Genomic DNA, 12754 nt, shown 5'->3' on the forward strand with positions numbered 1-12754 from the left:
CAATTTTTTTACCGCTCCATATCCCAATTGACTGCTCTCCTTCGGAAAGACCGATGACAACATCTGTTCTGGAACTCCAAAATGCCGCTTTGTCACTGGATGGCAATGCCGGTCGTGTTAAAATTCTGCACGACATCAACCTGACCGTGGCGCAAGGTGAAACACTTGGCTTGGTTGGTCCGTCCGGATCAGGAAAATCCTCATTGCTTATGCTGATGGGCGGTCTCGAACAGGCGACTGGCGGCAAAGTAGCTGCCCTTGGACACGATCTGACCAGCATGGGTGAAGATGAACTTGCCCGGTTCCGGCGCGATACGATGGGCGTGGTGTTTCAGAATTTCCACCTGATCCCCACTATGACCGCGCTGGAAAATGTGGCAACCCCGCTGGAACTGGCCGGTCACAAGGACGCGTTTCAGCGTGCCGAAGCTGAACTGGAGGCCGTAGGCCTGTCCCACCGCCGAGACCACTACCCGGCACAATTGTCGGGTGGCGAACAACAGCGCGTGGCTCTGGCCCGCGCGTCAGCTCCACGCCCCCAGATCCTTCTGGCAGATGAACCGACCGGCAATCTGGACGAGACAAACGGAGAGGCCATCGTCGAGCTTCTGTTTGGCCTTCGCGACAAACATGGCGCTACACTGGTTCTGGTGACTCACAGTCATTCACTGGCAAGAAAATGTGATCGCGTCGTCCGATTGCGCGATGGTCGAATCGCCGATGAAGCCCAGCGCGAGGCAGCAGAATGAGCCTGAGACTGGCCGGAAGGCTGGCTCGGCGCGAGCTTCGGGGCGGTCTACGCGGTTTTCGCGTGTTTCTGGCCTGTCTTGCCCTTGGTGTGGCCGCAATCGCGGCTGTTGGTTCAGTACGCTACGCAATCCAGACCGGCTTGACGCAAGAGGGTGCGTCGCTGCTGGGTGGTGATGCCGAACTGGAATTTACCTATCGCTTTGCAAACGACGAAGAACGCGCCTGGATGGACAACACAGCGCTGGATGTGTCCGAAGTAGTCGATTTCCGATCTATGGCGGTTGTGCGCCAAGGAGAAGATACGGAAAGGGCGCTGACCCAGGTCAAATCCATCGACGACGCTTATCCATTGCTAGGGACAGTTACGCTGAACCCCGAAATGTCGCTGGCGGACGCGCTGAACGGATCGCAAGACCTACCGGGTGCGGTGATGGATCTGGCGTTGATAGATCGCCTTGGCCTTTCAGTAGGTGATCGTTTTGCCCTTGGCACACAGGATTTCGTTTTATCAGCAGCGCTGATGAACGAACCCGACGGTGCATCGGATGGGTTTGGTTTGGGCCCGCGCACACTGGTTCGTACACGCGATCTACAGGCGTCCGGCCTGCTGGCTCCGGGTACCTTGTTCTCGACCAAATACCGTCTGGATTTGCCCCAAAATACCGATCTGGCCGTTTTGTCGTCCGAGGCTGATCGCGCATTCGACGGCACGGGTATGCGGTGGACCGACGCCCGCAATGGCGCACCCGGAATTGCCGAGTTCGTTGCGCGCCTCAGCGCCTTTCTTGTCCTGGTTGGCCTTTCGGGTCTGGCCGTTGGTGGCATCGGTGTGTCGGCTGCTGTACGGGCTTATCTTTCACAGAAGACCGAAACCATTGCGACCCTGCGAACTCTTGGGGCTGACCGGACAACTATCTTTCAGACCTATGTGATCCAAATTGGAGTTTTGTCTGCAATCGGAATAACCATTGGCGTGGCACTGGGTGGTCTGGCACCGCTTATGCTGGCCCCGCTGATTGAAAGCCAGCTGCCTGTGCCCGCTGTGTTTTCAATCTATCCGCAACCACTAGCCGAAGCCGCTCTCTATGGTCTGCTGACCGCCTTCCTGTTTACGCTCTGGCCACTGGCGAGAACCGAGGAGGTGCGCGCCGCAACTTTGTTCCGCGACGCTCTGACTTCCGCCCGCAGCATTCCGCGTCCGGTTTATGTGATCGCAACGGGTTTTGGGTTGGCACTCCTGATCGCCTCAGCGTCCTGGTTCAGTGGTTCAACCTGGCTGACCCTGTGGACAAGCGGCGGTCTGGCAGGCGCGCTGCTGCTGTTGTCACTGTCCGCGATTGGTATCCGCTGGCTAGCCCGTCGCGGTGCCCCATCCGCACGCGGGCGTCCTGCCCTGCGTTGGGCCCTGTCGGCTATTTCAGACCCGCGTGAAGGCGCTGCCTCGGTTGTTCTCTCGCTGGGGCTTGGCCTGTCGGTTCTGGCAGCCGTTGGACAAATCGACGGTACCCTGCGCAACGCGATTTCGGGAAACTTGCCGGATGTCGCGCCATCCTACTTCTTCGTCGATATCCAAAAGGATCAGATGCCCGGATTTTCCGAGCGGCTTGAGAACGATCCGGCTGTCAGCAGGATTGAAAGCGCACCGATGTTGCGTGGCATCATTTCACAGATAAACGGGCAACTTGCCCGAGAGGTCGCGGGCGATCACTGGGTCCTGGAGGGTGACAGAGGTGTAACCTACTCTGTACTGCCGCCAGAGAATGCGCGCATCACCGGCGGCGCATGGTGGCCCGAAGACTATGATGGTCCGCCCCAAGTCAGCTTTGCCGCGGAAGAAGCGCTGGAAATGGGGCTGAAGCTTGGTGATGAATTGACGGTGAACATCCTGGGCCGGGATATCACCGCTGAACTGACGTCGTTTCGCGAAGTTGATTTTTCAACCGCAGGCATGGGCTTCATCATGTCGATGAACCCATCTGCGCTCGCAGGTGCTCCGCACAGTTTCATTGCGACTGTGTACGCTGAAGAACAGGCCGAAACAGCAATCCTGCGCGATCTGGCCGGGCAATTTCCAAACATCACGGCCATTCGGGTCAGAGATGCGATCGACCGGGTTTCAGGCCTGTTGGCAGGGCTTGCCGCTGCAACGTCTTATGGCGCAGGTGTCTCGCTGCTAACCGGTTTCCTTGTCCTGATCGGAGCGGCCGCAGCCGGTGAACCTGCCCGGCGTTACGAAGCAGCCGTCCTGAAAACCCTTGGAGCGGACCGACGGCGTATCCTGATCAGCTTCGCCCTGCGCGCTATCCTGTTGGGCGCGGCAGCAGGGTTCGTCGCCCTGTTCACGGGCATTCTGGGGGGCTGGGCTGTAGCCACCTACATCTTCGACACCGATTTTGCAGTGATTTGGCCGTCAGCACTGGGGATCGTGATCGCAGGTGTCGCGGTCACGCTGGGTGCCGGTTTGATCTTTGCACTGCGCCCATTGTCAGTCAGACCGGCCCGTATTCTTCGGGCCAGCGACTAAAGTCAGCGCACACAGGCGACCGGCTGAAGGATCTTGATCAACTGATCGTTGTCACAAACAAGCGCGTCCAGAGTGATCTCGTCCAGCGAGGCATAAAACACCTCGGCCGCGTCCCTCAGGGCCAGGCGCAATCGACAAGCATCTGTCAACGGGCAGGTGTTGTCGGCGTCTGCAAAGCACTCTGCAATCGGCAGGTTGCCTTCGACATGCCGAAAGACCGAACCGATACGAATCTGATCCGCCGGACGGGCCAGTGACATACCGCCATTGCGGCCTCGTTGCGTGCTCAGGTAGTTAAGCTGGCTCAATTGGTTGATGACCTGCGCCAGATGGTTCTCCGAGATGTTGCACACTTCGGCAATCTCGGATTTCGTCACCAGCCGGTCCTGGTGCGCCGCACAATACATCAGCAGGCGCACGGCAATGTTCGTCCGTTTGGTAATCCGCATAAGGGCCTCCCTGAAATCAAGATGAAGCCTTATTGCATGTCTCGCAAAAAAGCGGTTTGACATACATCAATCGTCAGAAAGGACGCCGCTGGATATGGCAGACCCCTATTTCTTTGGCTACGGCAGCCTCGTGAATCTCTCCACGCATGATTTTCCAGACCCGCGACCTGCGCGTCTTAAGGGTTGGCGGCGGGCATGGCGGCATACAGACCTGCGCCCGGTCGCGTTTCTGACTGCGATCCCCGACCCCGAATGCGAGATTGACGGCATGATCGCCCATGTCCCCCGGAATGACTGGGCAGCCTTGGATGAGAGAGAATGGGCGTATGATCGCATCCCCGCGACGCAGTCGATCTCACATCCGTTGCAGCACGAAGTTGAGATCGCCGTTTATGCAGTACCGGCAGAGCGACAGAATGCACCTGATGGACCCCATCCGATTTTGCTGAGCTATATCGACGTTGTGGTTCAGGGATACCTGCGAGCCTTCGGGACCGAAGGTGCTGATCGTTTTTTTGCAACCACAGACGGGTGGGACGCGCCTATCTTAAACGACCGACCTGCGCCCCGTTATCCGCGTCACCAGCAACTAAAGCCATCTGAGACGGAGTTCGTGGATGATCGCCTCAAGCAGGTTTCTGCCAGGATTTCGGAGATAGCATAAGAAAGGCGGGGTAAAATACCCCGCCTTTTATGTCTCGAATTGTCCGTATGCAGTTATCCGCGCGCGCGGATCACCTGCAGCAATGGAAGCAAGCTCGCCATTTCCGGCCCCCGCTCCATCCCGGTCAGTGCTTTGCGCAGTGGCATGAACAAGCCTTTGCCTTTGCGGCCTGTTGCCTCTTTTACGGCCTTGGTCCACTCACCCCAGGTTTCGCCGTTGAACGGTCCTTCGGGCAGCAGGGCCACTGCAGCAGCGATGAATTCGCGATCTTCTTCATCGATCAGCGGCTCGGCGCCATCACGGCACAGTTCCCACCAGCCTTTGAGATCGGACAGAGTGGTGATGTTCTCGCGTGCCATCGCCCAGAACGGTTCAGCAAGCTCTGCCGGAACCCCTGCATCAGCGACCGCGTCGGCAACATCAGCCAGAGGCAGCGATTGCAGATGTCTGGCGGTCAGCGGGAACAGATCCTGCACGTCGAACTTGGTTGGCGCCGCACCGAACCGGTGGATGTCAAAACCTTCGATCAGTTCAGCCATGTCCGAACGCAATTCAACCGGATCGGAAGAGCCAAGACGCGCCATCAAGCTCAGCAAAGCCATCGGCTGCACGCCCTGTTCGCGCAGGTCACGCAGGGCCAGAGTGCCCAGGCGCTTCGACAGCGCCTCACCCTGTGGCCCGGTCAGCAGCGAATGGTGTGCGAAACGCGGGCATGTGCCGCCCAGTGCTTCAATGATCTGAATCTGCGTTGCAGTGTTGGTCACGTGGTCCGAGCCGCGGACAACATCGGTTACACCCATCTCGGTATCATCAACCACTGACGCAATCGTATAGAGCACCTGACCGTCGCCGCGGATCAAAACCGGATCAGAGACCGAGGACGCATCGATCGAGATGTCGCCCAGAATGCCGTCAGTCCACTCAATCCGCTCATGATCCAGCTTAAAGCGCCAGACGCCATTACCGCGTTCGGAGCGCAGTGCTTCTTTTTCAGCATCAGACAGGTTCAGCGCGGCGCGGTCATAGACCGGTGGCTTGCCCATATTCAGCTGCTTCTTGCGCTTGAGATCCAACTCGGTCGGTGTCTCGAACGCCTCATAAAACCGGCCCATCTCGCGCAATTTATCGGCGGCCTCGGCATAACGGTCCAACCGCTCTGACTGACGCTCGACCTTGTCCCAATGCAGGCCCAGCCACTCCATATCCTGTTTGATGGCATCGACATATTCTTCTTTCGACCGTTCTGGGTCGGTGTCATCGATGCGCAGGATGAACGTGCCGCCAGCCTTGCGGGCGATCAGATAGTTCATCAGGGCGGTGCGCAGGTTGCCCACATGGATGTAACCGGTGGGCGACGGGGCAAAACGGGTGGTGGTCATAGGTGTCTCCTGTTGGCGCGGCTCATCTCATATGAGCGCGATTTTGTCCAGCAGCGCCTGCGGAGACGTCTTGTTTTACATCAGTTCAAATGGGTTCGACCGGCCAATGGCTCCCAAGATCTTCCAGCCCGGCCAAGATAAGTTCAGAAAGAACATCAAGGTCTATGTCCGACAGCTTGTTCACATACAGACATGACTTGCCCAGTTTGTATTTTCCCAAACGGGACAGGATGCCCCCGAAATCCGCGTAGCCGGGCATGATATAAATGGAATGCGCAGCCTTGCGGGGTGAAAATCCGGTAGCCAGAAAATCCCCCTCACGCCCCGACGCATAACGATAATGGTATCTGCCATAGCCGATGATCGAAGGGCCCCACATTACCGGTTCAAGCCCGGTCACCTTTCTAAACAGCGCGTCCAGCACCCGTGCCTCGCCCGCTTTTTTGGAAGGCGATACACCCGACAAAAAGCTGTCGACGCTTTGCGTTGTTTGAACGGTTTTGTTCTGGGATCGCGGCATTAACAAAATTTAACACGTAATGTTCAACCACGCAGCCCATTTCAATGGCGTATAAAGTGGCAAGACTCACGCGCCGACCTAATTCTCACAATCATGTTCTGACAGGGAGAACGAATATGACCATCAAATTGACACGCCGGGCCGCACTCGGGGCCGCCGCTGCATTGCCGTTTGCATCAGCCGCTGCGCCCGTTCTGGCCGCGGGTAAGGAAACCAAGGCCAATTCGACAGTAGCAAAATCGTTTCAGCTGGGTGATTTCACCGTGACCACGTTGCTGGATGGCAGCCTTCCGCGCGACGGGGCGCAGGAAATTTTTGGCGGCGGCGCATCTGACGAGGACTTTGCCCGTGTATCAGCCGACAACTTCATTTCTCCGGACATAGCGCAGTTTTTCTTTACGCCAACGCTGGTCAACACAGGGTCCGAACTAATCCTGTTTGACACTGGCCTTGGACAGGGTGGAATTCAGGCTGCTTTGGCAGATGCCGGTGTCGCACCGGAAGACATCAATGTTGTCGTCCTGACCCATATGCACCCCGACCACATCGGCGGCATGACGACTAATGACGCCCCAACCTTTGCGAATGCACGCTATGTCACGGCAGCGCCGGAATATGACTTTTGGGCTGCACAGGACGCAGGCAATCGGGTTGGCGATCTGGTTGCTGCCAAAGTCACACCCCTGGCTGAGAAAATGACCTTTATCGAAGACGGTGGTGATGTGGCTTCGGGCGTGACAGCAATGGCAGCCTTTGGTCACACTCCGGGACACATGGTTTATCATTTGGAAAGCAACGGTCAGCGTCTGATCCTGACTGCGGATCTGGCCAACCACTATGTCTGGTCCTTTGCGCATCCGGAATGGGAAGTCCGCTTTGACATGGACAAGGCCGCAGCGACTGCGTCACGCCGCAATGTGCTGGGCCTGTTGGCCGCCGATAAGGTGCCGATGATCGGCTACCACATGCCCTTCCCCGCTGCCGGTTATGTTGAAACCCGCAATGACGGGTTCCGTTTCGTGCCGGTTAGCTATCAGATGATGGGCTGAGATTGATCAGTAACCCGGATCCGGCCGTATCTTTGAGCCGTCTGTGAAACGGGACAGCCTGAAAGCTGTCGGATCAACGCAAGGTGTGGTCTGCGTCGCCAGATCGGCGACCAGCCTGCCTGCGCCCGGCCCGATACCAAATCCGTGGCCCGAAAAACCGGTCGCGATGATCATCCCAGGTATGTCATCTACATGCGAGATGACCGGGATTGCATCGGGCGTTACATCGATCATTCCTGCCCAGCTTTGAACGATCTCAGCCTGTTCGAGAACCGGAAAGGCCTTTCTCGCGCTCGCCCAAGCCTGTCGTAGCGCCTTTTGCGAAGGTTCCGGGTCCAGCACACGGCAATGTTCGAACGGTGTTACATCGGTAGGCAGCCATGACCTGTCCTGCCCAGCTTCGGTTAGCCAGCGACGGGACAGGCGAAACCTCAGGGATCGCCATTCCTGCCTGAAGGCCGGCAGAAACCTTAGCGCTAGCCGGAAACTGTCGGGTACGATGTCGACGGTGTTTTCGTGCCCCGACGCAATCGTATACCCCCCATCTGCGCGCCTTCGAACCGCAAAATCATCGGACCAGAGCGCGGCCTGCGGCCCCGGCTCCACCGGAGAGGTGCGCAGAACCGTATTCAGAACTTTCAGCTGCGGTAGTTCAATCCCCGCGTTTCCCGCAAACAGGCGCGACCAGGCACCACCAGCAAGCACGACCTGTTCACACGCCACTCGCCCACGTTCGGTAAATACACCTGCAATGCGACCCGCCTGAACATCGATACTGCGAACCGCGCAGCTGGTCATGATTGCAGCACCTTTGTCGCGCGCACCCTCCGCAATTGCCGGAGCCGCCCATTGCGGTTCGGCGCGGCCGTCCTGCGGAGTGTATAGCGCCTCGGTCAATCCCATCGTATTGTCCGGCAAGAGATCGTCCAACTCAGAACCCGAAACCATTTTGGCTCCGGTCTGATACCCTTCAAGGTTTTCCAGCCATCGGTGCAAATTCCCTGCCGAACGCTCTCCTGATGCACCAAACAATATACCCGACTGGACATAACCCGTCTTGCGACCGATCCGTTCGTCAAGACCTTGCCAGATGCGAATGGCCTCTTGCATCAAGGGGATTTCTCTTGGATCTCGCACACCAAGACGCACCCATCCCCAGTTGCGAGAGCTCTGCTCTCCTGCAATTTGCCCCTTCTCACAGAGCAGAACTGAATACCCGCGTTCGGATAACTCAAATGCTGTCGATGTTCCGATGATTCCACCGCCGATAACGACGACATCCACAGCTTTGGGCAAGCAAAGATCTGGTTCTACTGGGTTGGGTTTTGGGCCGGGCATCTACCGCTCATTTTCAATCGCTCGGACCGCCAAGGATGCTCAAGATGAGAATTCAGGCAATGGCGAAAGGAAGCTGGCAGAGGAAATCTTCGCACGTGTGGCGAATGCGCCGATAGCAGGCGCGGCAAGCGCTTTGGCTTTGCTCAGATCAGATTCGCGAAGGTCAGGCAGCGCCCGAAAACTCAGCCCATTTCTGACGAATGATTGCCGCAACACCAGAATTCTGATCCGGCGTCGGAGCGGCCAATGTTTCCTGAGCACTCAGTTCCGGAAATTCAGAACGATCATCATGCTCGGCGGATGTGTCTTTCAGTGCTGCTGAAACTCCGTCACCCAGAATGTCAGCAATAGCTGCGTCCACACGCGCTTCATCAAGATCGCGCGCAGGGGACTCCATCGTTTTCCATCTCAATGGAGCGTGCAGGGGCTTGTCATAATTATCAACCATTTGATCACCAAAACATTTAACCGGCATCGAAATTCAGATGCACCACCAGAAACTGTATTCCCAGCGCAGTACGAAATGGTTCAACCCACCCAATCGCAATGCGTCAATATCGCCCTACATCGGGCGGCATTGGAACTAAATTATGGCGAGAAAATGGCACTCAGGCAAGGCGCTTCGCGCTCATTCATGACGCGCAAAGCCCTTATATAGAAACAATACAATTCTGAACTAAACAATGAAGCCAATACGAGAACAATTCAGACGAAACCCAACCCCTTACCAAGTTAGTTTCCCCATATCCAACCGGATAGAATCTGAGATCTAGTTAGGGTCGCGCCACCGATTCACAATCGGATACCGTCGATCCAGCCAGAACGCACGTTTCGTCAAACGGGTACCCGGAGCAGACTGAAAACGCTTGTACTCACTGATGTAGATAAGGTGCTCAACACGACGGGCATCAGCTTCGTCAAATCCGGAGGCCACGCAATCTGCAATCGACCCGTCCTGATCGACGAGAATTTCAAGGATGGCATCCAGAACCGGATAGTCCGGCAGACTGTCGCTGTCTTTCTGATCGGCACGCAGCTCAGCGCTGGGGGGTTTGTCGATGACCGAAGGCTGGATGACCTCGATTGCAGGCCCCTTCATCCAATCGCGGTGGTTGGCGTTGCGCCAGCGGCAGGTTTCAAACACCCGGGTCTTGTAGAGATCCTTGATGGGATTGTAGCCGCCATTCATATCGCCATAGATCGTGGCATAGCCCACAGCGACCTCGGATTTGTTGCCGGTGGTCAATAGCATCTCACCAAACTTGTTCGAGATTGCCATCAGCAAGAGACCACGCAGACGGGATTGAACGTTTTCTTCGGTCAGATCTTCCTCACGTCCAGCAAACAGCGGAGCCAGCGTGTTTGTCACGGCTGCGCGGCTTTCGGAGATCGGTACGTAGTCGTAGTGAACGCCCAGCGCCTTGGCCACTGTTTCGGCATCCTCCAATGATGCGTCGCTGGTGTACTCAGACGGCAGCATCACGCAGCGTACATTCTCGGCTCCGATAGCATCCACGGCAATCGTCGCAACCAACGCGGAATCGACGCCACCTGACAGGCCCAATACAACCTTACCGAACCCGGTCTTGGCCATATAGTCGCGCAAGGACTGTACCATTGCGCGATAGTCCTGCTCCCACTCGTCCGGTTGCGGTGCCACTTCGGCAGCTACAATCCGCCAGCCTTCGTCTCCCTGCTCCAACTCAATCTGCGTGACAGCTTCATCAAAAACCGGCATCCGGAACGCGAGCTCTCCACCCGGGTTTAGGCCAAAGGTGCCACCATCAAACACCTGATCGTCCTGGCCACCCACCATGTTGAGATAGATCACCGGCAATCCGGTTTCGACAACCCGCGCCACCATGTGGTTCAGTCGGATATCATATTTGTTCCGGAAATACGGAGAGCCGTTCGGGATGAGCAGGAATTCCGCCCCTGTCTCCTCAAGCGTCTCGGCTACGTCCTCATGCCAACCGTCTTCACAGATCGGGCTGCCGATCCGGGTGTTGCCTACGGCATATGGCCCACCCATCGGACCGGCATCATACAACCGGACCTCATCAAACACTGTTTCGTTCGGCAAGTGATGCTTCAGAACCTTGCTGGCGACTTTTCCGCCTTTGAGGATCAGATAGGCATTAAACAGCTTATCGTCTTCGACCCATGGTCCGCCAATCGCAAGCGCCGGACCGTCAGCACATTTAACGGCTAATTCCTCAACCGCTTTCATCGCTGCAAAATGAAACGAGGGCTTAACGATAAGGTCCTGCGTGTTGTAGCCGGTGATGAACATCTCAGGCAGTGCAACAAGATCCGCGTCAGCCATCCGGCCCTGTTCCCACGCGGACAGTGCTTTGGCAGCGTTCCCCTCAATATCCCCCACAGTGGGGTTGAGTTGCGCCAGCGAGATACGGAAACGATTGGCCATTTTGCCCTCTTGCCCACGTCAGTCCACAAGGGATTTAGCAGATCATGCAGCGAGTAAAAGGCAAATGCGGCAAAACACGTTGCTCTGCCCCTGCCTGTGTCTTAGTTTTGCGCCAACGCAAACAACCGATGATGACCGGGCAGGCAGGAACGACCATGAATGTAATTCGCAATTCGATTGCTGTTTTCGCATTTGGCTTGACGGCACAGGCTGCTGTTGCCCAACAGGAGCAGGTTATTGTTGCGGATGACGACGTCGGCGGCGTCTACGAGGGTACATTCGAGAACGGCTTGCGCCACGGGACCGGGACTTACCGCCTGCCTGACGGCTTTGAGTATACCGGTGAATGGGTCGAAGGTGAGATTCAGGGCAAAGGCACAGCCCGCTACGCCAACGGCTCGATCTACGAAGGCATGTTTTCCAAGGGTCAACCTCAAGGGAAAGGCAAGATCACCTTTGCTGGTGGCGGGACCTATGAAGGGGATTGGTCCAATGGCGCAATCAATGGCCAGGGCGTAGCGCAATATGAAAACGGTATGCGTTATGAGGGCGGTTTCAGAAATGCGCGTCACCACGGTAAGGGCGTGATGACCGATGCCGATGGCTATATCTACGACGGCGATTGGGAAGACGGTGTTCGGCAAGGCAAAGCCAAAATCACTTACGCGAGCGGCGGTGTCTATGAAGGAGATATCCTGTCCGGACAGCGACACGGCAAAGGTGATCTTACGCTGCCAGATGGCATGACCTATTCCGGCGACTGGTCCGAAGACCGGATCACCGGGGCCGGTCGGCTGACGCAGGCCAATGGCGATGTTTACGAAGGTAGCCTGATCGAAGGGCGTCGTCAGGGCAAAGGCAAAGCGGTTTACGCAAATGGTGACGTCTATGAGGGCGATTTCGTAGATGATCAGCGACACGGTCAGGGAACGTTCACCGGAACCGACGGCTATATCTATACCGGTCAGTGGACCAACGGGCAGATCGAAGGATTGGGTGAACTGACCTATCCTGATGGCTCGGTTTATACAGGTGATTTCAGCGCTGATCTGGCCGATGGCAAGGGGCTTATCACCTATCCCGATGGCTCTACCTATGATGGCGACTGGATCGCCGGGGTGATCGATGGCCGGGGCGTCGCAACCTATGCGAACGGTACCATCTACAAGGGTCAGTTCAAGAACGCCAAAACCCATGGCAAAGGGGTTCTGACCCGTGCAGATGGCACGGTCTACGATGGTGATTGGGTCGAGGGTGCGCGGCAAGGCAAGGGCAAGACCACCTATGCCGATGGCACCGTTTATACAGGCGACTTTGCCCAGGGGCAGCGCCACGGTCAGGGCGAGATCGTGATGGCAAATGGCTTCAAATACACCGGTGAATGGAAAGAAGGAAAAATCACCGGTGTCGGTGTCGCGACATATTCGAATGGTGACATCTACGAAGGCAGCTTTGTAGACGCGAAACGCCAGGGCAACGGCACCATGCGCTATGTGAATGGCGAGGAAGAAACCGGCATCTGGGAAAACGGTGCGCTTTCTGAAGAAGCCGCAAGCGAACCAAATGCTGCCACCACCGAGCCGGAAGCAACCGAGCAAGCGCCCGCTCAGACAGAGCAGCCTACGGAACCCACCAATTCTGACAGCTAGTATC

Annotated in this window: 11 protein-coding genes; 5 read left to right on the forward strand and 6 right to left on the reverse strand. The window is 56.8% G+C overall.

From position 1 onward, the window contains the following. Window positions 1–53: 53 nt before the first annotated feature. Together GOX61_RS06585 and GOX61_RS06590 are read left to right on the forward strand one after the other, a co-directional pair. Complete coding sequence (locus GOX61_RS06585; RefSeq protein WP_170332255.1) at window positions 54–749, forward strand: ABC transporter ATP-binding protein; 696 nt, start codon at window positions 54–56, stop codon at window positions 747–749. Continuing rightward, window positions 746–3274, forward strand: coding sequence for an ABC transporter permease (locus GOX61_RS06590; RefSeq protein WP_170332257.1), 2529 nt, complete (start codon window positions 746–748; stop codon window positions 3272–3274). Before GOX61_RS06585 ends, GOX61_RS06590 begins: the two co-directional genes overlap by 4 nt. A gap of 2 nt (window positions 3275–3276) precedes the next feature. Here GOX61_RS06590 and GOX61_RS06595 read toward each other — a convergent pair whose 3' ends face one another. Further along, window positions 3277–3723 (reverse strand): RrF2 family transcriptional regulator, encoded by a 447-nt coding sequence (locus GOX61_RS06595; protein WP_155149981.1) that lies wholly within the window; start codon window positions 3721–3723, stop codon window positions 3277–3279. Between the two features lie 94 nt (window positions 3724–3817). Between GOX61_RS06595 and GOX61_RS06600 the strand changes: the two genes are divergently transcribed. Then, entirely contained in the window at window positions 3818–4387 is a 570-nt protein-coding gene (locus tag GOX61_RS06600) for a gamma-glutamylcyclotransferase family protein (RefSeq protein ID WP_170332259.1), read from the forward strand. A 53-nt stretch (window positions 4388–4440) separates the two neighbouring features. Here GOX61_RS06600 and gltX read toward each other — a convergent pair whose 3' ends face one another. Both gltX and GOX61_RS06610 read right to left on the reverse strand, forming a co-directional pair. Next, complete coding sequence (gene gltX / locus GOX61_RS06605; protein ID WP_170332261.1) at window positions 4441–5766, reverse strand: glutamate--tRNA ligase; 1326 nt, start codon at window positions 5764–5766, stop codon at window positions 4441–4443. A gap of 85 nt (window positions 5767–5851) precedes the next feature. Further along, entirely contained in the window at window positions 5852–6286 is a 435-nt protein-coding gene (locus GOX61_RS06610) for a DUF1801 domain-containing protein (RefSeq protein WP_170332263.1), read from the reverse strand. Window positions 6287–6402: 116 nt separating this feature from the next. Here GOX61_RS06610 and GOX61_RS06615 point away from each other — a divergent pair, with 116 nt between their 5' ends. Next, window positions 6403–7335, forward strand: coding sequence for an MBL fold metallo-hydrolase (locus tag GOX61_RS06615; protein ID WP_170332265.1), 933 nt, complete (start codon window positions 6403–6405; stop codon window positions 7333–7335). A 6-nt stretch (window positions 7336–7341) separates the two neighbouring features. Here GOX61_RS06615 and GOX61_RS06620 read toward each other — a convergent pair whose 3' ends face one another. The 3 genes from GOX61_RS06620 to GOX61_RS06630 form a co-directional block, all read right to left on the reverse strand. Then, entirely contained in the window at window positions 7342–8673 is a 1332-nt protein-coding gene (locus GOX61_RS06620) for an NAD(P)/FAD-dependent oxidoreductase (RefSeq protein ID WP_170332267.1), read from the reverse strand. Between the two features lie 163 nt (window positions 8674–8836). After that, entirely contained in the window at window positions 8837–9070 is a 234-nt protein-coding gene (locus tag GOX61_RS06625) for a hypothetical protein (RefSeq protein ID WP_254436780.1), read from the reverse strand. A gap of 372 nt (window positions 9071–9442) precedes the next feature. Next, window positions 9443–11101, reverse strand: coding sequence for an NAD+ synthase (locus tag GOX61_RS06630; protein WP_170332271.1), 1659 nt, complete (start codon window positions 11099–11101; stop codon window positions 9443–9445). A gap of 155 nt (window positions 11102–11256) precedes the next feature. Between GOX61_RS06630 and GOX61_RS06635 the strand changes: the two genes are divergently transcribed. Continuing rightward, a complete protein-coding gene (locus GOX61_RS06635) occupies window positions 11257–12750 on the forward strand; it encodes an MORN repeat-containing protein (protein WP_170332613.1) in 1494 nt (497 codons plus the stop codon). The last annotated feature ends 4 nt before the right edge of the window (window positions 12751–12754 follow it).

The organism is Ruegeria arenilitoris (assembly GCF_013030265.1).
In the GTDB taxonomy this organism is placed as follows: Bacteria; Pseudomonadota; Alphaproteobacteria; order Rhodobacterales; family Rhodobacteraceae; genus Ruegeria; species Ruegeria arenilitoris_E.

What these genes read in the sequence shown, in the direction of transcription:
- GOX61_RS06595 (WP_155149981.1), bottom strand. Translation starts at nt 3,723, where the DNA reads ATGCGGATTACCAAACGGACGAACATTGCCGTGCGCCTGCTGATGTAT.
- GOX61_RS06635 (WP_170332613.1), top strand. Translation starts at nt 11,257, where the DNA reads ATGAATGTAATTCGCAATTCGATTGCTGTTTTCGCATTTGGCTTGACG.
- GOX61_RS06630 (WP_170332271.1), bottom strand. Translation starts at nt 11,101, where the DNA reads ATGGCCAATCGTTTCCGTATCTCGCTGGCGCAACTCAACCCCACTGTG.
- GOX61_RS06610 (WP_170332263.1), bottom strand. Translation starts at nt 6,286, where the DNA reads ATGCCGCGATCCCAGAACAAAACCGTTCAAACAACGCAAAGCGTCGAC.
- GOX61_RS06625 (WP_254436780.1), bottom strand. Translation starts at nt 9,070, where the DNA reads ATGGAGTCCCCTGCGCGCGATCTTGATGAAGCGCGTGTGGACGCAGCT.
- GOX61_RS06615 (WP_170332265.1), top strand. Translation starts at nt 6,403, where the DNA reads ATGACCATCAAATTGACACGCCGGGCCGCACTCGGGGCCGCCGCTGCA.
- GOX61_RS06585 (WP_170332255.1), top strand. Translation starts at nt 54, where the DNA reads ATGACAACATCTGTTCTGGAACTCCAAAATGCCGCTTTGTCACTGGAT.
- GOX61_RS06590 (WP_170332257.1), top strand. Translation starts at nt 746, where the DNA reads ATGAGCCTGAGACTGGCCGGAAGGCTGGCTCGGCGCGAGCTTCGGGGC.
- gltX (WP_170332261.1), bottom strand. Translation starts at nt 5,766, where the DNA reads ATGACCACCACCCGTTTTGCCCCGTCGCCCACCGGTTACATCCATGTG.
- GOX61_RS06620 (WP_170332267.1), bottom strand. Translation starts at nt 8,673, where the DNA reads ATGCCCGGCCCAAAACCCAACCCAGTAGAACCAGATCTTTGCTTGCCC.
- GOX61_RS06600 (WP_170332259.1), top strand. Translation starts at nt 3,818, where the DNA reads ATGGCAGACCCCTATTTCTTTGGCTACGGCAGCCTCGTGAATCTCTCC.